The 21,031-nt window shown below is 70.9% G+C and carries 22 protein-coding genes; 8 read left to right on the top strand and 14 right to left on the bottom strand.

Annotation, left to right across the window (positions count from 1 at the left end; translation table 11 throughout):
* Window positions 1-5: 5 nt before the first annotated feature.
* On the bottom strand, window positions 6-959 hold the full coding sequence (locus AB0E94_RS27125) for a hypothetical protein (protein WP_360331217.1): 954 nt from the start codon (window positions 957-959) through the stop codon (window positions 6-8).
* A 25-nt stretch (window positions 960-984) separates the two neighbouring features.
* A complete protein-coding gene (locus tag AB0E94_RS27120; protein ID WP_360331214.1) occupies window positions 985-2,448 on the bottom strand; it encodes an APC family permease in 1,464 nt (487 codons plus the stop codon).
* A gap of 465 nt (window positions 2,449-2,913) precedes the next feature.
* On the opposite strand from AB0E94_RS27120, the gene AB0E94_RS27115 reads away from it, so the two are divergent.
* On the top strand, window positions 2,914-3,696 hold the full coding sequence (locus AB0E94_RS27115; RefSeq protein ID WP_360331211.1) for an MBL fold metallo-hydrolase: 783 nt from the start codon (window positions 2,914-2,916) through the stop codon (window positions 3,694-3,696).
* A 117-nt stretch (window positions 3,697-3,813) separates the two neighbouring features.
* On the opposite strand, the gene AB0E94_RS27110 is transcribed toward AB0E94_RS27115, so the two are convergent.
* From AB0E94_RS27110 to AB0E94_RS27085, 6 genes are all read right to left on the bottom strand, one after another.
* Window positions 3,814-5,106 (bottom strand): hypothetical protein, encoded by a 1,293-nt coding sequence (locus AB0E94_RS27110; protein WP_360331209.1) that lies wholly within the window; start codon window positions 5,104-5,106, stop codon window positions 3,814-3,816.
* A gap of 101 nt (window positions 5,107-5,207) precedes the next feature.
* The gene (locus tag AB0E94_RS27105; RefSeq protein WP_360331206.1) at window positions 5,208-6,158 is read right to left on the bottom strand and encodes a hypothetical protein; all 951 of its coding nucleotides are present in this window, start codon (window positions 6,156-6,158) and stop codon (window positions 5,208-5,210) included.
* 19 nt (window positions 6,159-6,177) lie between these two features.
* Entirely contained in the window at window positions 6,178-8,520 is a 2,343-nt protein-coding gene (locus AB0E94_RS27100) for an excinuclease ABC subunit UvrA (RefSeq protein ID WP_360331203.1), read from the bottom strand.
* Between the two features lie 25 nt (window positions 8,521-8,545).
* Window positions 8,546-8,881 (bottom strand): VOC family protein, encoded by a 336-nt coding sequence (locus AB0E94_RS27095; protein WP_360331200.1) that lies wholly within the window; start codon window positions 8,879-8,881, stop codon window positions 8,546-8,548.
* Window positions 8,882-8,936: 55 nt separating this feature from the next.
* Complete coding sequence (locus AB0E94_RS27090; RefSeq protein ID WP_360331197.1) at window positions 8,937-9,353, bottom strand: VOC family protein; 417 nt, start codon at window positions 9,351-9,353, stop codon at window positions 8,937-8,939.
* The gene (locus AB0E94_RS27085; protein ID WP_360331304.1) at window positions 9,350-9,727 is read right to left on the bottom strand and encodes a helix-turn-helix transcriptional regulator; all 378 of its coding nucleotides are present in this window, start codon (window positions 9,725-9,727) and stop codon (window positions 9,350-9,352) included. The genes AB0E94_RS27090 and AB0E94_RS27085 overlap by 4 nt, the downstream gene beginning before the upstream one ends.
* 126 nt (window positions 9,728-9,853) lie before the next feature.
* Here AB0E94_RS27085 and AB0E94_RS27080 point away from each other — a divergent pair, with 126 nt between their 5' ends.
* On the top strand, window positions 9,854-10,870 hold the full coding sequence (locus tag AB0E94_RS27080; RefSeq protein WP_360331194.1) for a hypothetical protein: 1,017 nt from the start codon (window positions 9,854-9,856) through the stop codon (window positions 10,868-10,870).
* Between the two features lie 73 nt (window positions 10,871-10,943).
* Window positions 10,944-11,273, top strand: a complete 330-nt coding sequence (locus tag AB0E94_RS27075; protein WP_360331191.1) for a hypothetical protein — start codon at window positions 10,944-10,946, stop codon at window positions 11,271-11,273.
* Here AB0E94_RS27075 and AB0E94_RS27070 read toward each other — a convergent pair.
* Both AB0E94_RS27070 and AB0E94_RS27065 read right to left on the bottom strand, forming a co-directional pair.
* Complete coding sequence (locus AB0E94_RS27070) at window positions 11,266-11,583, bottom strand: transcriptional regulator (RefSeq protein WP_360331188.1); 318 nt, start codon at window positions 11,581-11,583, stop codon at window positions 11,266-11,268. The genes AB0E94_RS27075 and AB0E94_RS27070 overlap by 8 nt on opposite strands.
* Window positions 11,580-12,050: a hypothetical protein gene (locus tag AB0E94_RS27065; RefSeq protein ID WP_360331185.1), complete on the bottom strand. Its 471-nt coding sequence runs from the start codon at window positions 12,048-12,050 to the stop codon at window positions 11,580-11,582. Before AB0E94_RS27065 ends, AB0E94_RS27070 begins: the two co-directional genes overlap by 4 nt.
* A 106-nt stretch (window positions 12,051-12,156) precedes the next feature.
* On the opposite strand from AB0E94_RS27065, the gene AB0E94_RS27060 reads away from it, so the two are divergent.
* A complete protein-coding gene (locus AB0E94_RS27060) occupies window positions 12,157-12,609 on the top strand; it encodes a GNAT family N-acetyltransferase (RefSeq protein WP_360331183.1) in 453 nt (150 codons plus the stop codon).
* Here the strand turns inward: AB0E94_RS27060 and AB0E94_RS27055 are convergent.
* From AB0E94_RS27055 to AB0E94_RS27040, 4 genes are read right to left on the bottom strand one after another with little or no spacing between them, the layout of a single operon-like run.
* The gene (locus AB0E94_RS27055) at window positions 12,606-14,537 is read right to left on the bottom strand and encodes an ATP-binding protein (protein WP_360331181.1); all 1,932 of its coding nucleotides are present in this window, start codon (window positions 14,535-14,537) and stop codon (window positions 12,606-12,608) included. The genes AB0E94_RS27060 and AB0E94_RS27055 overlap by 4 nt on opposite strands.
* Window positions 14,538-14,548: 11 nt before the next feature.
* Window positions 14,549-15,091 (bottom strand): D-alanyl-D-alanine carboxypeptidase family protein, encoded by a 543-nt coding sequence (locus AB0E94_RS27050; protein ID WP_360331179.1) that lies wholly within the window; start codon window positions 15,089-15,091, stop codon window positions 14,549-14,551.
* 47 nt (window positions 15,092-15,138) lie between these two features.
* The gene (locus AB0E94_RS27045) at window positions 15,139-15,771 is read right to left on the bottom strand and encodes a response regulator transcription factor (protein WP_360331301.1); all 633 of its coding nucleotides are present in this window, start codon (window positions 15,769-15,771) and stop codon (window positions 15,139-15,141) included.
* 11 nt (window positions 15,772-15,782) lie between these two features.
* Window positions 15,783-17,108: a hypothetical protein gene (locus AB0E94_RS27040; protein ID WP_360331177.1), complete on the bottom strand. Its 1,326-nt coding sequence runs from the start codon at window positions 17,106-17,108 to the stop codon at window positions 15,783-15,785.
* Window positions 17,109-17,232: 124 nt separating this feature from the next.
* Here AB0E94_RS27040 and AB0E94_RS27035 point away from each other — a divergent pair, with 124 nt between their 5' ends.
* The 4 genes from AB0E94_RS27035 to AB0E94_RS27020 all read left to right on the top strand — a co-directional run bounded on the left by AB0E94_RS27035 (window position 17,233) and on the right by AB0E94_RS27020 (window position 21,018).
* On the top strand, window positions 17,233-17,529 hold the full coding sequence (locus tag AB0E94_RS27035; RefSeq protein ID WP_360331174.1) for a hypothetical protein: 297 nt from the start codon (window positions 17,233-17,235) through the stop codon (window positions 17,527-17,529).
* Window positions 17,530-17,650: 121 nt separating this feature from the next.
* On the top strand, window positions 17,651-18,661 hold the full coding sequence (locus AB0E94_RS27030; RefSeq protein WP_360331171.1) for an LD-carboxypeptidase: 1,011 nt from the start codon (window positions 17,651-17,653) through the stop codon (window positions 18,659-18,661).
* A 460-nt stretch (window positions 18,662-19,121) separates the two neighbouring features.
* The gene (locus AB0E94_RS27025) at window positions 19,122-19,307 is read left to right on the top strand and encodes an SPOR domain-containing protein (protein WP_360331169.1); all 186 of its coding nucleotides are present in this window, start codon (window positions 19,122-19,124) and stop codon (window positions 19,305-19,307) included.
* 340 nt (window positions 19,308-19,647) lie between these two features.
* Window positions 19,648-21,018 (top strand): FAD-binding oxidoreductase, encoded by a 1,371-nt coding sequence (locus tag AB0E94_RS27020; protein ID WP_360331166.1) that lies wholly within the window; start codon window positions 19,648-19,650, stop codon window positions 21,016-21,018.
* The last annotated feature ends 13 nt before the right edge of the window (window positions 21,019-21,031 follow it).

The following is a 21,031-nucleotide window of genomic DNA, read 5'->3' as shown; positions in this document are numbered from 1 at the left end:
CGGATTCACCAGACCTGGCCGTGTGGGTTCAGGTGGTCGGCGAGGGTCTTCGCCAACTCCTGGAACGCCGGCCACGCCTGGCGCAGCTGACCGCCGAAGCGTTCCGGCACGTTCTGGGTGGTGGAGTAGACCTGCGTCGCGTCGAGCGGGTTGTTGCAGATCAGGTCGTTACCCCGGCCGCGTTTGTTGTCGTCGCGGACCACCCTTATCTCCGAACCGTCGACGAGCAGCGCCGCCCCCTCACCGGGTACGTAACTCATCGCCTGGAGACTGCTGATGCCCGAGCTGAGCAGGACCGGCACCACGTCGTACCACTGCCGGGTGTCGGTGTTGAGGGTTTCCATGCCGATCCCGACGTAGCGGGTCGGTGTCGACGGGCGCTGTATGTCGCCGACGTTGACCATCAGATAGTCGGGGTCACGCGGATCCCACACCCGGTCGGCCTTCTCGTGCTGGGTGATGAAGGTCTGCGCGGTGGCGTTCAGGCCGGTCAGGAACGCGACCAGGTTGTCGTACTCGGGGCCGGCGTAACCCCACCGGGAGGCGCTGAGCACCTGGTAGCCCAGGTGCTGCGAGGGCGCCTCGGTGATGAAGAAGAGAGTCACGCCGTGCGGGGCCAGCGGCTGGTCCCGGGAGTGCAGCCGCTCCAGCGCCCGGGTGACGTGGATGGCGTTGATCCCGCGCAGGCTGGTGCCGGCGCTGTGCCGCAGGTACGCCCAGCGCCGGTCCTCCGGGGACGGGCCGTTCTGCGGCTGCTGCCACTGCTGCGGCGGCGGCTGCGGAGTCGCGTGCTGGTGCCAAGCCGGTGGCTGCTGCTGCGGGTACTGCTGGGTCGGGTACTGCTGGGTCGGGTACTGCTGGGACTGCTGCTGCGGTGGGACGGACGGCCCCCAGGGTGGGGTCGAGGAGCTGTCGTCCCAGGAGGGCTGAGCATGTCGGCCGGGGAAGTTGTACGACATGGGGTCTCGGTTTCCCTTCGCTGGCTCAGAGGTCGATGCGGTCGGGAACCGCGTACACGCTGGGCACGCCGTGACTGATGCCCTCGTAGACCTGTGGCCGGGAGCGGCGCAGGAGGATTGCCCGGAAGACGCCGGCGATCGCGGCGGCGACGAGGAGGGCGGGCATGGTGTACGGCGCCAGTGAGCCGGGCTCGGCGCCGGCCAGGGCGTCGAGCTGAAGGAGCATGGTGACCAGGATGGCGATGCCGAAGGCCAGCCCGAACAGCGGCGCGACGGTGGTGGCCCAGCCGCTCTCGCCGGAGTCGGAGTTACGGGCGAAGTAGCGCAGGGCCGCCGCCGCCGAGACGATCAGCAGAGCGAGCAGGCCCATCGCGCCGACGGTGCTGGCCCAGCTGAACAGGGTGGTGGCCGGGTCGGCGCCGGAAATCGCCCACACCAGCACCACGACGGCGGCGAGCGCGTTCTGGGCCCGGCTCGCGCCGACCGGGGCGTCGGCCGCGGTGCCGGCGCCGGTGCGGTACAGGAACTGGTGCAGGACCTGCTCGCGGCTCATCGCGAAGGCGTACCGATTGATGATGTTGTGGAAGCTGATCAGCGAGGTGAGGATGGCCAGGACCAGGATGACCAGGCCGAGGATGCCGAAGACCGGGTGCACCCGGTCGGACAGCAGCGTCACCGGCAGGTTCGCGTCGGCCTTGGCGGCGCCGGCCACCTCGCCGGTGCCGGTCGCGGCCTGCATCGCCCACGCCGCGGCGGTGTAGACCGCGATGAGGCTGAGCGCGCAGATCATCATGCCGCGGCTGATCGCCCGGCCGCGCTTGCCCTCGCCGCTGTCCTCCTCCTCGATGAACGCGGCCATGCCCTCGGGGCCGGTGTAGGCGGCCAGGGTGAGGGCGACGGCGAGACCGAGGCCGGGGACGCTCAGGCCGGCCGGGTCGAAGGCGGCGGTCGGGATGCCGTTCTGCGCGTCGACGAACCCGAAGACGATGAACAGGCCGACGACCAGGAGCGAGAGCACCAGCACGCCCATCACGATCTGGGTCGACAGGACGATCCGGCGGGTGCCCAGGACCGTCACGACACCGATCGCCACGGCGGCGAACAGCCACCACGCCCCGACGCCGGTGATCCCGGACATGATCGAGCCGAACAGTCCGTAGAGGCTGATCTGCAGAGCGTTGTACGCGAGCAGGGCGACGAAGCCGGCCGCGACGCCGCTCGTCGCGCCGAGCCCGCGGGCGGTGATGGCGTAGTAGGGGGCCGAGTGCGGCACTGCGCGGACCATGGCGGTGTATCCGACGAGCAGCAGGGTGACCACGCCGCCGACCAGGGCGAAGAGGAGGGGAAGCGCGGTCACCTCGGAGTTGGCGTAGGTGGCGACGATACCGCCGACGAGGACGACCATCGGGGCGGACGTGGTGGCGCCCAGTGCCCAGGCAGCGCCCGCGGTGACCGTGCGGCGGGCCATGGCCGCGGCTACTGTAGCCATATTTGTCTATCTCCTTGAGGGGGGAAGGAGTCAGCAGGAGAGTTGTCCTTTGTGGACGAAGCCAGAAGAGTAGTTGGTCCTGTTCAGCCTCCTTCGCGAGGGTCGTGCCCACAGTTGATCAACTGAGCCGGAAGAACCTTACGTGGTGAAGAACGGGTATGGCTATCAGTGACGTTCAATGCACTCCGTGCACGCTGATCACCTTGGGTTACGTTCCCGGCCGGTAACCTCGCACCCGGCCTGCACACTCTCCGTTGCGCGCAGGAATCCGGATCCGGCACCAGGCACCACTAGCAGGAATCCGTCGACAGCGCCTGCGTGGGCGATGGAAACCGATTTTCAGCGCTGAAAGAATCGTCGACCACAGACCGTGACATCACTTTTGCATCTCAGCGCATAGGATTTCCGGACCGAAACTCATGTGTCGGTGAATTCAACTGATGAATGAATGACCGGAGGCCGCCGATGCGGGTCCACCACCTCAACTGCGGCACCATGCGGCCGGCACTGACACCGGGCGGGCTGGTCTGCCACGTCCTGCTCGTCGAGACCGGCGACGGCCTGCTGCTCGTCGACTCCGGCTTCGGCCTCCAGGACGCGGCCGACCCGGCACGCCGGATCGGCGTGGCACGCCACCTCATCAAACCGGTCCTGGACGTCTCCGAGACGGCGTTGCGGCAGGTGGAGCGTCTCGGTCACGATCCCGCAGCGGTACGCGACATCGTGCTCACCCACTTCGACGTCGACCACGCGGGCGGGCTGGCCGACTTCCCGCACGCACGGGTGCACCTGACCGCCGCCGAGTCGGACGCCGCACAGCGCCCGCGCACCGCCAACGAGCGGTACCGCTATCCGGCCGCGCAACGCTCGCACCGCCCCCAGCTGGTCGAACATGATCCGGCGTCGGGTGACGGGTGGCGTGGTTTCGCCTCGGCCATCGAGGTACGGCCCGGTGTCGTGCTGATCGGCCTGGCCGGGCACACCCGGGGGCACGCGGCGGTGGCGGTCGACGCCGGGGACCGCTGGATCCTGCACGCCGGGGACGCCTTCTACCACCGTGGCCAGGTCGACGGGGCCACACCCAGCCCCCGAATGCTGGTCGCCTCGGAACGGATGATCGCCTACGACCGCGCCCTGGTCCGGGCCAACCACGCCCGCCTGGCCGAACTCTGGTCCACCGCCACCCCCGACCTGACGATCATCAACGCCCACGACCCGGAGCTGCTCCACCGAGCCCGCGCCACCTAGCCGCACCCCGTGCGTGCCACGCTGCGGCGCGGATCGCGCCACAGGTCACCACGCGGAAAGGGCGGAGCCCGGCCTGCCGTGTGGCGGGCCGGGCTCCGGTTCGATGCGGTCAGGGCGTCAGCAGGCTGCCTCGACGACCTTCGGCTTGCCGCTCGTGGTGGCCGGGACGGTCACGCAGGCGACGCTGGTGCCCGAGTTGACCTGGGCGACGCCGGTGCGCACCACCTTGATCTTGATGTCGCCGAAGGCGGTCTCGTCGGCGGCCTGCTTCAGGTACTTGGCGGGCTTGCCACCCTCGGCGAGCGCGGAGAGCACGGCCTGCTGGCCGACCAGTTCCGCCCACACCTTGGCGTCGCTGCCGCCGGTGCCACCCGTGCCGAGACCGGCGCCGCCGAGGCCGCCGAGCGCCTCGAAGATCGGGGCCAGGTCGAGCTTGGTCGCGTCGGCCGGGGCGGTGATCTCGGCGCCGGTGGAGATCTCCACGCGGACCGAGGCGCGGCCGGTGGCGCCCTCGACGAACTGGAGGAAGTTGACCTCGAACGCCTTGAACTTGCCGTTGTCGATCCACAGGTCCAGCACGATCGGCTTCTCGGCCGGCGGGCTGTCGAGCTCACCCTCGAGCGCCTCGTCCAGGATCGAGGCCTGCTCCTTGGTGGCGATCTTCTCGAGCGCCTCGACGAAGCGCTTGACCTCGGCATACGCCTTGGTGGTGGTCGTGGTGACGGTCAGGTGCGTCTCGTCGGCCGCGTCCCGGACCACGTCGGCGCCCTCGAGCAGGTTCTCCGCGCTGGTCTTCAGCTCGGCGGCGACCTTGTCGTTGTCGGCCTGGCTGGTCGCGCTGGGCGTGATGCCGAAGCCGGCTTCCTGGGTGAACTTCTCGACGTCGGACGCGGCGATCGACACCCAGCCGCCGTTGATCAGCTTGTCGACACCGGGAACCTCGGCGCTCGCCTCGGCGGCGATCTCGTCGACCTCGGCCGCGGTGGCGCCGAACTTGGTCGCCAGGTCCTTGACCGGGATCTTGATGTACGCGACCTGGTCGACGACCCGGATCTCGGCGCCGGTGACGCCGTCGATGGTGGCGTTGATCAGCGCCTTGTCGTCGGTGACACCCTCACCGGCCTTGTCCCAGGCGACGGTGAACGACGAGTTGTAGAGCTTGCGCAGGATGTCGGCGTCCTCGTCGGTGAAGCCCTCCTCAGCGGTGGACTCCTTCTTCGCGACGGCGATCAGGTCGTCGACGCTGCCGCCCGCCTTGATGGTGAAGCCGACCTTCTCCGCGGCGCCGAGGTCCTCCGCGGCCTTCTTCAGCTCGAGCTTCGGCTCCAGCTGCTGGATCTGCTTCGCGCACCCGACCGTGAGGGTCAGGGCGGCGATGCCGGCGACCGCGCCGGCCACAAAGCGCTTCATGCGCAGAGATCTCCATTCGAGAGGTCAGACGGCACTCCCCCGGTGCCGCGAATTGGCAGTGTACGAGCACCCGCCAACTCGATGCGCGTCAATTCCACCGATCAGGGTCGTCCGGCGGCCCAGTCGCTCCATGCGGCGCGCCAATCCCGGCCTTCCGACCGGTGCCGCCAGGCCTCCTGGGCGGTTGCGCTGGGCACGTCCGGAGCCAGGCCGGTGACCCGCAGGAGGATCTCGGAGATCGCCTGTTCTCGCAGGTCAGCGTCGTCTCGGAACCAGGCCGCCGCGTGCTGGAGGCTGGACACGAGATGCTCCATGTCGCCTATCGCCCGCTCCGCACGCTCCGCATCCCGATCGTCACTGAGATCCATTTGCCGTAGTAGCGCGGCCTGCCGCAATTCGCCCGCGTAAACCGGCGAAACCGGCATCGGGCCACCCTCGGCGAGCCATTTCAAGTGCTCAATATCACGACACAGAATGGTCTCGATCAGAACACGATGCGGTTCGCCCGCAGGAATGGGCTCGGGATTGTAGGGCGGGAGTTCCACCGGGGGCACGGTGGCCAGCCGGTCGAGCATCGGCGCCGGGTCGGTCAGCGTCACCACGGCCACCGGATCGGCGTCCCAGTCGCGGCTGAGCACGGTGATCCGTACCCCATCATGGGTCTGGCATCTCGTCGCCTGCCACCGGTCGCCGGCCCGCAACGTCTCGGCCCGCTGCGGCCAGCCGTCGACCAGGATCGTCGCCGGCGGCGACGTCCAGGCGAGGTCGGCGAACCGGACCCCGTCTCGCCCGACGAGCTGTTCCAGCAGCAGGCGCAGCGGCGCCGAGTGGCCGCGCGCGGATTCGACCTGGACCCACGCCGGACCCGGATACTCCACCCGGACCGCGGTGATCTCGCCGTCGCTCTCCTCGAGGTTGCCGAAGAGGGCGTCGGCCGGTTCCACGGCGGCGGCCAGCGCGAAGACACGCAGGCCGCTGCCGTGGATCTCCCGGGTGATCCGGGCCGTCTGCTCAGCGAACCGTTCCTGCCGTCTCTCCGAGAGGCTCCCCATCGAGGCAGGCTAATCCATCTCAGGCGCCGACGTAGTCCGCCAGGTGCTCGCCGGTCAGCGTGGAACGGGATTTCACCAGGTCGGCCGGGGTGCCCTCGAAGACGACCAGGCCGCCGTCGTGGCCGGCGCCGGGGCCCAGGTCGATGATCCAGTCGGCGTGCGCCATGACCGCCTGGTGGTGCTCGATGACGATCACCGACTTGCCCGCCTCGACCAGCCGGTCCAGCAGGCCGAGCAGCTGTTCCACGTCGGCCAGGTGCAGGCCGGTGGTCGGCTCGTCGAGCACGTAGACACCGCCCTTGTCGCCCATGTGGGTGGCCAGCTTGATCCGCTGCCGCTCACCGCCGGACAGCGTGGTCAGCGGCTGGCCCAGGGTGAGGTAGCCGAGACCCACGTCGACCAGGCGTTTCAGGATGGCGTGTGCGGCCGGGATCCGGGCCTCCCCCGCGGCGAAGAACGGCTCGGCCTCGGTCACCGGCATGGCCAGTACCTCGCTGATGTCCTTGCCGCCGAGCTTGTAGTCGAGCACCTCGGCCGCGAACCGCTTGCCCTCGCACTCCTCGCACGGGCTGGCCACCCCGGCCATCATGCCCAGGTCGGTGTAGGTCACCCCGGCGCCCTTGCAGGTCGGGCAGGCGCCCTCGGAGTTGGCGCTGAACAGGGCCGGTTTCACCCCGTTGACCTTGGCGAAGGCTTTGCGGATCGGTTCGAGCAGGCCGGTGTACGTGGCCGGGTTGCTCCGCCGCGACCCGCGGATGCCGGTCTGGTCGATCGCCACCACGCCGTCGCGCTTGGCGACCGAGCCGTGGATCAGCGAGCTCTTGCCGGACCCGGCCACCCCGGTCACCACGACCAGCACGCCGAGCGGGATGTCGACGTCGACGCCCTGCAGGTTGTGGGTGGAGGCGCCGCGGATCTCCAGGGCCTCCGTGGAGGTGCGGACCGACGGCTTCAGCTTCGACCGGTCGTCCAGGTGACGGCCGGTGATCGTGCCGCTGGACCGGAGGCCCTCGACCGTACCCTCGAAGCAGATCTCGCCGCCGGCCGTGCCGGCGCCCGGACCGATGTCGACCACCCGGTCCGCGATGGCGATGGCCTCGGGTTTGTGCTCGACCACGAGCACCGTGTTGCCCTTGTCGCGCAGGCGCAGGAGCAGCTCGTTCATCCGCTGGATGTCGTGCGGGTGCAGCCCGATGGTCGGCTCGTCGAAGACGTAGGTGACGTCGGTCAGCGCCGATCCGAGGTGCCTGATCATCTTGGTGCGCTGGGCCTCGCCGCCGGAGAGTGTGCCGGCCGGCCGTTCCAGGGAGAGGTAGCCGAGGCCGATCTCGACGAACGAGTCGAGGGTGGCCTGCAACTTCTCCAGCAGCGGGGCGACCGACGGCTCGTCCAGGCCGCGCACCCAGCCGGCCAGGTCGCTGATCTGCATCGCGCAGGCGTCGGCGATGCTCACGCCCTTGATCTTGGAGTTGCGGGCGTGCTCGGCCAGCCGGCTGCCGTCGCACTCCGGACAGGTGGTGAAAGTGATCACCCGTTCCACGAAGGCCCTGATGTGCGGCTGCATCGCGTCGACGTCCTTGGACAGGAACGACTTCTGGATGCCGGGGATCAGACCCTGGTAGGTCAGGTTGATCCCGTCCACCTTGATCTTGGTGGGCTCCTTGTGGAGCAGGTCGTGCAGCTCACGCTTGGTGAACTTGCCGATCGGCTTGTCCACGTCGAAGAAGCCGCAGCCCCGGAAGATCCGGCCCATCCACCCTTCCATGCTGTAGCCGGGGATCGCGATGGCGCCCTCGTTTATGGACTTCGTCTCGTCGTACAGCTGGGTGAGGTCGAAGTCGTTGACGTTGCCCCGGCCCTCGCATCGGGGGCACATGCCGCCGGTGATGCTGAAACTGCGCCGCTCCTTGACGGTGGTGCCGGCCTTCTCGATGGTCACCGCCCCGGCGCCGGAGATCGAGGCGACGTTGAACGAGTACGCCTGCGGGGAACCGATGTGCGGGTCACCCAGCCGGCTGAACAGGATGCGCAGCATCGCGTTGGCGTCGGTGGCGGTGCCGACCGTGGAACGCGGGTCGGACCCCATCCGTTCCTGGTCGACGATGATCGCCGTGGTCAGGCCCTCCAGCACGTCCACGTCCGGCCGGGCCAGGCTGGGCATGAACCCCTGCACGAAAGCGCTGTACGTCTCGTTGATCAGCCGCTGCGACTCGGCCGCGATCGTGCCGAAGACCAGCGAGCTCTTCCCCGAGCCGGACACCCCGGTGAAGACGGTGAGCTGGTGTTTCGGGATCTCGACACTGACGTCCTTGAGGTTGTTGACCCGGGCGCCGTGCACCCGGATCGAGCGATGGGCGCTCAACAGTTGTTCTCCCCCCTGAGAAAACTCAGCTGTCCTGGAGCAGGCCGAGCACGTTGCCGTCGGGATCGGTCACGGTCGCCACCCGGCGCCCGGGGCCGACCTCCTTCGGAGCCTCGGCGACGGTCGCGCCGGCCGCGGTCAGCTCGGCAAGCTTGGCATCGATGTCGGACACGTGCCAGTAGGCCACCGTCTGCTTCGGGCCGCCCGGCACCAGGCCGATGTGCTGACCGGCGACGTCGTAGCCGACGTAGTAGGGGCTGTCGGCGCTCGGCGGGGTGTCCAGCAGCGCGGTGTAGACGGCTTTCGCCTTCTCCAGGTCGGTGACCGGGTGCAGGACGGTCTTGATGCCTTCGTTCGTCATGCCAGTCACGCTATGTGGTCGCCGACCGGCCGCGCTTCTTGATTCCTGATCAGGATCAGTTGGAGGTCAGCTGGTTGATCCGGACCATGTTCCCCGCGGGGTCACGGAACGCGCAGTCACGCACCCCGTACGGCTGGTCGGCCGGCTCCTGGACCACCTCGGCCCCGGTGGCCTGCAACCTGTCGAAGGTCTCCGCCAGGTCGGTCGCGCCGAGCACGATCCCGGCGTAGCTGCCCTTGGCCATCAGCTCGGCGATGGTGCGGCGCTCGGCGTCGGTGATGCCGGGGTCGGCGGCCGGCGGGGTGAGCACGATCGAGGTCTGCGGCTGGCCGGGCGGGCCGACGGTGATCCAGCGCATGTCGCCATAACCCACGTCGTTGCGCACCTCGAAGCCGAGGCCGTCGCGGTAGAACTCCAGGGACTTCTCGTGGTCGTCGGTGGGCAGGAACGCGGAATGGATGACGAGGCTCATGCTGGACGGCTCCTGACCGGTCGGGTCGCCTGTTTCACCACACAGCCCGGCAGGCCTTCGACCGGACCGGACGGCATCCGACGGTACGCCCCCGGGGAGATGCCCACCAGCTCGGTGAACCTGGTGGTGAACGTGCCGAGTGACGAGCAGCCGACCGCGAAGCAGACCTCGGTGACGCTCAGATCACCCCGGCGCAGCAGGGTCATCGCCCGCTCGATCCGGCGGGTCATCAGATAGCTGTACGGCGACTCGCCGAACGCCGCCTTGAACTGCCGGCTCAGGTGCCCGGCGGACAGGTGCACGTGCCGGGCCAGCGCCTCGACGTCGAGCGGCTGGGCGTAGTCGCGGTCGATCCGGTCGCGGACACGGCGCATCAGCACGAGCTCGCGCAGCCGGGCGTCGGTCACCGGCCCAGAGTAGTTCGTCCGCCCTTCGCCGGAGCGCTACCGGAAAATGTGAAGAATCTTTTAAATTCACGTCCACCGATACTAGGAGGACGTGTGCTCATCATCCGCTCACTGGCGGCCGGCGCCCTGGTCGCGGCGGCTCTGGCCACCCCCGCGCAAGCGGCGCCCAGCCGGGCCGAGATCGCGCTCCGCTGGGCCCCGATCCACTACCAGGACGTCGACACGACCGGCTCGCACGCGCTCGCCGGAAAGAGCGACTACATCACGCGGTACGACTTCGACGGGAACCTGAACGGCCGGGACAACTGGGACAACGCCGGGACGAACACTGACGCGGCCGTCTACTACTCGGTGCTGGAGACCAGCACCCACTACTACCTGACGTACCTGTTCTTCCACCCGCGCGACTGGATCGACCACCCGTTCTTCGAGACCGAGCACGAGAACGACGGGGAAGGCGTGCTGGAGATCGTCGAGAAGGACGGCTCGGAGTACGGCAGCCTCAAAGGCGCGGTCACCGTGGCGCACAGCGACTTCTACTCGTACAAGCCGGCGTCCAGCGGGTGGGCCAACGGGGCCGAGACCATCGACGGCACCCTCCAGTTGCAGTCGTCGCCGCACGACTCGTTCCAGCACCCGGTGACCGCGCAGGAGCGGGGTGGGCACGGGCTCAAGGCGTGGCCGCAGTACAACATCGACGGCGACGGTGTCGTCTACTTCCCGTCGCTGAGCGTTTCCGAGTCGCCGAGCAGCGCGAACGACCGGGACGTCCGGTACCGGCTGATCGACCTCTTCGCCGACGGCGGGCTGTGGGCGCAGCGCAACAACACCAGCCTGTTCGCGTCGCTCGGCACGTTCGCCGGTGACACCACGGGTGGCTGCGGGACCGGCACCTTCTCCTGCGGCACCAACTCGGCCAACGCGCCGTGGGGCTGGGACGACGGCAACGACGTGCCCGGGCGCGGCGAGATCGCCACCGACCCGGCCAAGCTCGCCGCCTCCTACTTCAGCGGCACCGGGACACTGTCGCGCAGCTACACCTACAACCCGTACCTGGCCGCCGCGGCCGCCCTGAAGGCCGCCCAGAGCCTGCCCGCGGTCACCGACTGAGCGAGCGCAGAACGCCGCCGCCCGAAGCCGTGAACAGGCTGCGGGCGGCGGCGGGGTGACTGAGCATGGGGGTATGGCTGAAGTCGTCGTCGAGATCCACGTGCCGCTGACCCCCGTCGCCGGGCTCGACCGGGGCGCCTACCCCTATCCGTGGATCGACCAGATCGAGGAGTTCCTCACCGAGCTGGAGGAGGACGGGACGGTCGAGGTCACCGACGACGGGGAGCAGTTCGGGGACGTCTACGTCTTCTTCATCGCCGGCGCCGCCGAGGCGGAGCTGCTCGCCACCGCGTCCCGGGCGGTGTCGCTCGACGACGTGCCGGACGGGGCCTTCGCGATGGTCACCGACGACGAGGCCGCCGAGTGGGGGCTGGGTCGCCGGGTGGAGCTGCCGCTCAGCTGACCTGGTCGGGCAGGACCGCGAGGCCGGCCCGGGCGACGATCTCCTGCAACGCCGCCACGTGGCCGGCGAACGCGTCGTGGCCCCGGTCGCTCAGCTTCACCGACGTGCGCGGGCGTTTCGCGACGAACGACTTGCGGATCTCCACGTAACCGGCCTCCTCCAGCGTGGTGAGCTGCTTCGACAGCGCCGAGTCGGACATCCCGAGGCTGTCGCGGAGGAACTTGAAGTCGGCCCAGTCGGTCGCCGCCAGCAGGCTCACCAGGGAGAGCCGCGTCGGCGCGTGGATCAGCTCGTCGAAACGCGGCGTCACCGGGACCCCGCCAGCGGGCGGGAGAGCATGAGACCGCGCAGGTACGACATCAGCCGCGGACCGCCCAGGGTCAGGCCGAGGGCCACCGGGATCACCGCCAGGAACGCCGGGGCCGGGGCGGACAGCGCCTCCAGCAGGAGACCCAGGCCGACGCCGAGAGCGGTCAGGCCGACCGCGAACCCGACGATCGCGCCGAGCCCACGGGCACCGAGCAGGTCGAACCGGACCTGCACCCGGGCCTTGCGGACCACCGCCAGGATCACGGCGCCCAGCCCCAGGGCGTAGCCGATCGTGCCCACCGCGATCACCGAGCCGACGCCGGTCTCGATCGCGCCGACGAACAGCAGCATCAGGCCGCCGACGGCCGGCCAGAACCACCGTGGCACCAGGTTGGTGTCGACGACCTGCTCGCGGCGCGCCTGCATCTCGGCCAGGGCGAGCTCGGCGTCGACGGGTGGAATGTCCATCACTTCCTCCTCAGGCATCAACTTTCCTACCAGGAAAGTACTCGACCACTTTCCGGATAGGCAAGTGCTTTCCCGAGCAGAATAGGAATAGAGTCGACGAGTGGACATGTCGGTTCGGCTCCGGCCGGTCGAGGCCGGGGACATCGAGGTCTTCTTCGCGCAGCAGAGTGACCCCGAGGCTCAGCGGCAGGCGAGTTTCCCGGCCCGGGAGCGGCAGGCCTTCGTCGAGCACTGGGAGAAAAGAGTGCTCGGCGACCCGACCTCGCGGGCCCGCGCGATCACCGTGGACGGCGCCGTGGCCGGCAACATCGTGGCCTGGTGGCAGGACGGGCGGCGGCTCGTCGGATTCTGGATGGGCCGCGAGTTCTGGGGGCGCGGGCTCGGCACCCGGGCGCTGTCGGAGTTCCTCGGGGCCGGGCAGGAGGAGACCCGGCCGCTCTACGCCGAGGCCGCCGTCCACAACGTGCCGTCGATCCGGGCGCTGAAACGCTGCGGGTTCGACGAGCTGGAGGTCGTCCGCGACGGTCCGGACGAGTTCGTGGTGCTGAAACTGGGCTAACGCGGCACCCAGAACTCGACCTCGGTGCCCTCACCGGGTGCGCTGTGGATGGTGGTTACGCCACCCAGATCGGTGATCCGGCCACGCATCGACTGGGCGACACCGAGACGCCCGGTGCGCGCGGCCTCCGCCAGCCGGCCGGGGGCGATCCCGGCTCCGTCGTCACGGACGGTCACGCGTACCCCATCGGTCTCGTCCTCCAGAAGGATCCACACCCGGGCGCCGGGCCCGGCATGTCTGCGGACGTTGTCGAGGGCGGCCTGGACGGCCGCGATCAGCTCGCCGGCCGGCTTCGCCGCCAGCATCACCGGCGTGGCCGGCGCCGACAACTCCACTCCCGGCAGGGCGAGCGCAGCGTTCACATCAAGATCTTTGCCGGTACGGCCGGACGACCCCCCACCACGCAGAAGGTTCCGCAGCGCCGTCTCCTGCTCACCGGCGAGCACCGCGAGCTCCGCGCCGGCCTCCCCGCGCTGCACCATGGCCAGCACCTGGAGCACCCCGTCGTGGATGGGCCGGGCCAGCCGGTCCCGTTCGGCCGCGGCCGCCTCCCGCCGGATCTGCTCGGCCCGCTTGCGTTCCGCCCAGCGCTCGGCCAGATAGTGCGCCGCGCCGATCCCGGCCACCCCGGCTCCGGCCACGAGCAGCAGGAACCCGGCCGAGTCGAGGTGACCGACCGGATTCAGCGAGGACGACCCGGGCAGCCCGTCCGCCTCCACATAGGTCACCTGGACGGTCCGCGCGCCCGCCGCGAACAGCACCATCGTGAACGGCCCGAGCACCGCCGGCACCGCGCCCACCCGGGCCAGGGCCGGCGTGATCGCCCCGAACACGGCCGTGGCGGCGGCGGTCATCGTCACCAGCAGCACCAGGCCGGGCACCACGTGATGCTGCACGGCCAGCTTCTCCGGCTCACCGGAGGTCGCCGACCAGGCGATGAACACCGTGGTCGCGGCGCCCACGGTCAGCACCACCGCGCCCGCCACCCGCCAGCGGGTGCCCGCGACGACCGCGCCGGCCGCCAGCCCGGCCAGGGTGGCCACCCACCCGGACGGCTGGTCCAGGCGGACCGCGGCGATCCCCAGCAGCACCGGCGCCGAGATCGCGACCAGCATGGTGGCCGCGGTCAGCGCACCGGCCAGGCTCCACCGGCCGGCTGCCGCCGCGAGCAGCGCCACCAGCACCAGGGTGATCGCGCCGACCACCGCGATCTGCGCGTTGCCATGCCGTTCCAGCGTGAAGGCGCTCACCCCGATCAGGTCGCCGACCTGATCGGCGCCGAGCCGGGCCAGCGGCAGGGGAAGCACCGTCGCCACGCCCGCGGCCAGCACCAGCCGCAGCCGGCGCCACTGCCACCACGGGCCGGTCGCCGGCCCGGCCGCCGCGGCGTCGCCGCGCCACCACCGGAGCACGGCCGGGACGACCGCGGCGCATCCGGCCACGAGCAGGACCAGCCGCCAGGGCCGCGCACCTGCGCTGCCGGCGATCCAGAAATCGCCGAGAAGCACCGACCCGAAGACGTAGGCCCCGCCGGCCGACCCGGCCACCACCGAACCGGCGCCGGCCCGGCGCTCCCGCACCAGGCTCTGCACGCAGCCGAGAGTCCCGATCAAGGCCACCGGCAAGCCGACGTCGCTCACGATGTAGACGATCTCCCGGAACTGCCAGGGCACCTGCCCCGCCAGTGCGGTGATCGCGGTGCACCCGCCGGCGGCCAGTAGCAGGTACGGCCACCAGCGGACCAGCACCAGCGCCAGGAGTCCCGCCACCACTGGAGCACAGGCCACCGCCCCGGCCAGCCCGCGCGGAAGGGCATCGCTGTGCATGACGGTGACCGGGATCAGCCCGGACCGGGACAGGCTCGACGCCGCGCCGATGACCATCGCACCACCGGCGCCCGCAAGAATCGACCGCCACCGCTCACTCATGAACGTGATCATTACCGATCGGCGTCGACCGTGTCGCCCGCCCCCGGATGCGGCAGACGCACCGGCGGGCCGTCCGGGCAGTACTCGAAATGCCACCACTCGTTGTCGTACATCCGGTAGAGACCGTGCCGGCCGCCGTGCTCCTCCAGCCATCGGGCGCCTTCGGTCGGCCGTACATCCATGGCCGTCCCGGCGACGTGCCGCGACTCACCCGGAGGCAGCACCCACCGCCGCGCCGCCGCCACCGACCCACTGCGCCGCACCTCCTCGGCGTAGAGCGTGGCCTGCCGGGCCGCCGTCCGGAACCCGGAGGTCAGGCCGATCAGCTCACCGTGCCGCCACAGCGCCCGGGTCCGCGCCGCCTCGAACGCCGCCCGCACCTCCGGCCGCAACCCGTCCAGGTTCTCCGCCGGAAACCGCAGCGACAGCGCCCATCGGCAGGCGGTGACCCGGGCCCGGCCCGGCGCGACCAGGACGGCGACAGGCGACAGCAGGTAGGCGGTGACCCGGGTGACAGTGCGGTAGACCGGATCCCGGCGACGTTCTTCAGACATGAGAAGAAGATCGCCGAAGATGGATGCCGGGGCATGAGTACCCGTACTCAATCCGTGCTGAGTATTCCGTTCTCCAGCGCGTAGCGGACCAGCTCGACCCGGTTGTGCAACTGGAGTTTGCCCAGCGTGTTCTGCACATGGTTCTGAACCGTGCGGTGCGAGACGACCAGCCGGTCGGCGACCTGCTTGTAGGTGAGGCCCTTCGCCACCAGCCGCAGCACCTCGGTCTCCCGGTCGGTCAGCTGCGGACGGTCGTCGGCGGCCGGGGTGGCGGCCAGCCGCCGGTACTCGCCCAGCACCAGACCGGCCAGCCCGGCGGTGAACACGGCGTCGCCGTCGGCGGTACGCCGCACCGCGTCCAGGAACTCGTCCCGCCCGGCCGACTTGATCAGGTAGCCGTTGGCGCCGGCCTTCACCGCGTCCAGCACGTCCTGCTGCTCGCCACTGGCCGAGAGCATCAGGATCCGCACGCCCGGAAGCGTCGCCAGCAACCCACGGATCACCTCGACCCCGGACAGGTCGGGCAGTTGCAGGTCGAGGACGACCACGTCCGGGGCGGCGGCCGGGGCGACCCGCAGCGCCTGCACACCCTCACTCACCGCGGCGGTGACCAGGTAGCCGGCCTCGGTCAGGTCGCGGGCCACCCCGTCCCGCCACATCGGGTGGTCGTCGACGACCATCACGCGCACAGTCACGGCGCCACAGTAGTCTCGGCGGGCACCGGGCCGGCACCGCGCGTACGCCTCCCGATCAGGTGCCGGGCCAGGCCGAGGCCCGCCACACCCAGGCCGGCGACCAGGGCGAGCACCGCCGACACGACGAATTCGCCGTCCTCGGCGCCGGACGACCACCGGTCCAAGCCGTTGATCGTGTTGGCCCCGCCGACCGCGACCGTCGCGGCCAGCGGCCCCAGCGCCGCCGGGACCGCGCCGTGCGGGGCCAGGGCCGGCGCGACCGCCCCGAACACCGCGACGGTCGCGGCGACACAGAGCACCAGCAGCGGGTACACCCGCGAGTCCCGCTCGCCGCTGTGCAGACCGAGCCGGATCAGGTCACGGGTCAGCACCAGGGTGACCGCAGCCGCCACGGTCAGGGCGACCGCGCCGTACACCCGCCATCGGGTCACCGCGACCGCCGAGCCGAGCGCCAGCCCGGCCGCGACCGCCACCCATCCGGCCGGCCCGGCCTCCCGCAGGCTCCCGACCGCGATGTACAGCGGCTGCACCACCGACACCAGGATCGCGGCGCCGGTCAGGGTGCCGGCCAACGTCCACGGTCCGCCGAGCGCGGTCAGCCAGGTGGCCACGACCACGGTGGCCGTACCGAGCACGAGCCTCTCCAGCCACGGGTCGTCCCACGGAATGATGTGCAGCGCGGTCATCTGCCCGCCGATCCAGCCGGCCACGATGGTCAGCGACAACACCAGCCCGGTCGCGACGAGCTGCCAGGTGCCCGGCCGGCCGGCAGGCAGGGCCGCCGCGGCGTCACCGCGACGCAGCGTCCACACCGCCGGCAGCACCGCAAGCAGGCCGAAAGTGATCAGCCCGGTGTACCACGGCGCGGTGATCGGACCGTGCAGCCACCGGATCGAACCGGTCACCGCGGTGGCGAACACGATCGCCCCGCCGGTCAGCCCCGCCACCACGGCGCCCCGGTCACGCAGGCTCTGCGCGCAGCCGAGCGTGCCGACCAGCGCCAGCGGGTACGGGACGTAGTGGAGCACAGCCAGCAGCGGATACGGGACGGGGTAGTACACGCCCAGGTCGTCGGGCAGGCCCAGGACGACGATCAGGACCCCGAGCAGGGCGGCGGCCAGCAGCAGGTACGGCCACCAGCGCAGCAGGAGCAGCGCGCCGACCGTGATCACGAGCAGGGCCAGGGCGTAGATCGGGCCGGACGGGTTGATCGCATGCTGAGAGATCGACGGCAGGAGCTCGTTGACGAAGAAGGCGCTGCCGGTGACGACAACGACCATCGCCCCACCGGCGCCGGCCAGCACGGACCGCCACTGATTCATGCCGGTGATCATGTCGGACCGGCGGCCGCCGCGCCGCCCCGTGTTCGCTCGCCCCCCTCACTTACCGCCCCGCTGCCGGCCGGCCCTCGATCCACCCGCCGGCTCCCGGTGTACGGTCAGGATCATGCGCGTACCGACCGCGGTCATCACCGCCGGCTCCCTGATCGGCGGCTGGCAGATCGCCCGCCGCACCGGCATCCGCCCGCTCGGCGGCGCGGTGCTCGCCGCCGGCGGCATCCTGGCCGGCCGTCAGTGGGCCCGCCGCACCGGCCCGGTCACCACCGGCGCCCTGGTCGCGACGTATGTCGGCGCGTTCGCGGTCTCCCACCCGCTGGCCCGCCGGATCGGCTCGTGGCCGTCGGTGATCGCGGTCTCCGCCGTCACCGCCGCCGTCTCCTACGCCGCCGCCGACCGCCGCTGAACCCGCCGCCGTCTCCCCCGCCGGCGGCCGCCGCTTTCTTTCTGCCGGCGGCCACCTCTGGGTCGGTCGCCTTCTCCCTCGTCGGCCCGATGATCCGGCCGCTTTCTCCCCCGCCGGCCCGATGATCCGGCCGCGCCGTCTCGCACCGGGCGACCTGGTCGCCCTGGTCGCCCCAGCCGGTCCGGTCACCGAATCCCAGGCCACCGACGCGGCCGAGATCCTGAAAACCTGGGGGCTGCGAACTCACCGCGGCCCGCACGCTCTAGGCAGGCGATCTTTCCTTTCCGGTACGGACGACGAGCGCCGTTCCGACCTGGAAGCAGCCTTCCGCAACCCGGAGGTCCGCGGAATCCTGTGCCTCCGGGGCGGCTACGGCACCCAGCGAATCGTCGACCACCTCGACTACGACGCGGTCCGAGCCGACCCGAAACTGGTGATCGGCTTCTCCGACATCACCGCCCTGCACCTGGCCCTGTGGCACGAGGCGGGCCTGGCCACAGTCCACGGCCCAACCGGAAGCACCCTGCTGAACGACCCACCGACCACAGCCGCCGCCCGCCAGTCCCTGACAACCACCACCCCACTGACCCTCACCGCACCCCCGCCCATCGACACCTCGCGGACACTCACCGCCGCCCCGCCGACGCCCATCGACACCTCGCGGACACTCACCGCGGCCCCCGACCCGAGCCGGACCGCCACTCCACCGCTCCCCGCCACCGACGACGCACCGATGAACGTCCACCATCCCGGCCAGGCACACGGAACACTGCTCGGCGGCAACCTGACCCTGCTGGCCGCAACCACGGGAACCCGCCACCAGCCCGACCTCACCGGCGCGATCCTGCTGATCGAAGAGGTGAACGAGGCCGCCTACCGAGTGGACCGGATGATCGTCCAGCTGAAACGCTCCGGCTGGTTCGAAGGCCTGGCCGGAGTGGCCGTCGGCTCGTTCACCGCCTGCCCGGGCGCCGACCAGGTCCTGGCCGAACACCTGAACAGCAGTGGCATCCCGGTCCTGGCCAACCTGCCGATCGGCCACGGCCGAACCCAGATGGCAGTCCCCTTGGGAGTCCCCGCCCACCTGAACGCCGACACCGGAACCCTCACCGTCGAGCCCGCAGTCCACTGACTCCCACCCCAGCCGTCGCCCACCATGGTCATCGGCACCCCAATACCGACGTAAGCGACGGCTCGCGGCCTCAGCCGTCGCCCACGATGGTCATCCGCACTCCAAAACCGACGTGAACGACGGCTCGCAGCCTCAGCCGTCGCCCACCACGGCCACCGGCACCCCAAAACCCACGTCAGCGACGGCCCGCAGCCTCAGCCGTCGCCCACCACGGCCATCCGCACCCCAAAACCCACGTCAACGACGGCTCGCAGCCTCAGCCGTCGCCCACCACGGCCAACCGCACCCCAAAACCGACGTGAGCGACGGCTCGCGGGCTCAGCCGTCGCCCACCATGGTCATCCGCACCCCAAAACCGACGTGAGCGACGGCTCGCGGGCTCAGCCGTCGCCCACCATGGTCATCGGCACCCCGATACCGACGTGAGCGACGGCTGGCGGGTGGGCGGCAGGATGGGGCTGTGACTGATGTGGGCTGGGTGGTGTGGCGGCAGGATGACAACGGGAATCGGTTCGTGGTGACTCGGCGGGCGTCCCGGGTGGAGGCCGAAGAGGTGGCGGCTGAGATGGAAGCCCGTGGGCACAAGCAGCTCTACTGGGTGGCGGCCGCCACCGGCGAGCGCCTGCCGGACGGCGGCCTCGGCTGACTGAGCGGCTCGCGGGCGGCACACGGACGGCACGGGAGCAGCGTGCGGACCGCGGACGGAACGCGGACGGAGCGCAGGCGGACCGCGGACGGGGCGCGGGCGGAGCGCAGGCGGACCGCGGACGGGGCGCGGGCGGAGCGCGGACGGGTCGCGGGCGGGTCGAGGGGAAAGCTGGGACGGGAATAACGAGTTATGTCAGGATGTTTGCATGCCGTTGTCCCGTCGTGGGCTGTTTCGGGCTGGGCTTGTCGGTCTGGCCGCGCCGAAAGTCGAGTGGGCCGCCCAAGAGTGGGCTCCCGCGAAGGCCGGCGGGGCCGCGCCGACGGATGCACGGGCGGGTATGGGCAGGCCGGGGCCCGAACCCACCGCCGCCGACTGGCAGGCACTCGCCGACGGGCTCGAGGGGAGCCTCGAACTGCCCGGCGGCGCGGGGTATGACGAGGCACGGCGGTTGTTCTCGCCACGGTTCGACACGGTGCTGCCGCCGGCGGTGCTGCGGTGTGCCGGGCCGGCCGACGTGGTCGCGGGGGTGGGGTTCGCGGTCCGGATGGGGCTGCCGATCGTTCCGCGAGGTGGCGGGCACTCCTATGTCGGGGCGTCGACGACCGCGGCCGGGATGGTTCTCGACACGCGGGCGATGAAGGGCGTGGAGTACGACGCGGCCACCGGAACCGCGACGATCGGTGGCGGCGCGCCGCTGATCGATGTGTACACCGGGCTCGGCGTGCACGGGGTGTCGGTGCCGGCGGGCACCTGCGGGAGTGTCGGCATCAGCGGGCTGACGTGTGGCGGCGGCATCGGAGCGGCCGCCTCAGCCTATGGCCTGACCTGCGACAACGTGGTGGCCGCAGACGTGGTGACCGCCGACGGCAACTCCCGGACGGTGGACGCCGAGCGGGAACCGGAGCTGTTCTGGGCGCTGTGCGGTGGCGGCGGCGGGCGGTTCGGGGTGGTCACATCGTGGCGGATGCGCACCCATCCGGCCGGGACCACCGGCACCTATCTGCTCACCTTCGCGTGGGCGGACGCCGCCGCGGTCGCCGCCGGCTGGCAGGCCAGGAACGCGGCGGCGCCGGACAACTGCTGGTCGGCGTGCCAGTTCGTCTCCGACGCGACGGGGACGCTGTCGGTGCGCATCGGCGGGTACGTCCTCGACGGCGACGCCCCGGCCGAGGCGGCCGAACTGGTCCGGGCGATCGGCCGGGAGCCCGCCACGACGGCTTTCGAGAGCAAGCCGCATGTACGGCTGCTCCAGGACCGGGCGGCCGGAGCCGCACGGGGCACGCATGTGATCGGCAGCGAGATCTTCACCGGCACGGTGCCACCCGCCGGAGTGGACGCGCTGATCGCCGTAGTGCAGGCGCGGGCCGCGAGCCGCCGGCCGGGCCTGGCCAAGCTCAAACGGATGACCGGCGCGCCGGCCCGGGTCGCGGCCGACGCCAACGCGTTCCCGTGGCACGGCGCGAGCTGCATGCTGCAGTGGCTGGTCGACCTGCCGGCCGCGAGTCCGGCCTCGGTGGCCGACGGCTACACGTGGATCGACTCCGGGCATCGCGCGGTGGCGTCGTGGTCGTCCGGCCGCTACGTCAACTACCTGGAGCCGGGGCCGGCCGATCCGGCCCGCTATCACGGCCCGCACGTCGAACGGCTGCGCCGCCTCCAGGCCGTCGTCGACCCGAATGGGCTGTTCCGTACACCGTACACCCTCTGAAGGCATAGGATCC

This window comes from Actinoplanes sp. NPDC026670 (genome assembly GCF_040638175.1).
Lineage (GTDB): Bacteria > Actinomycetota > Actinomycetes > Mycobacteriales > Micromonosporaceae > Actinoplanes.
This window is presented reverse-complemented; position numbering and strand designations above follow the sequence as displayed.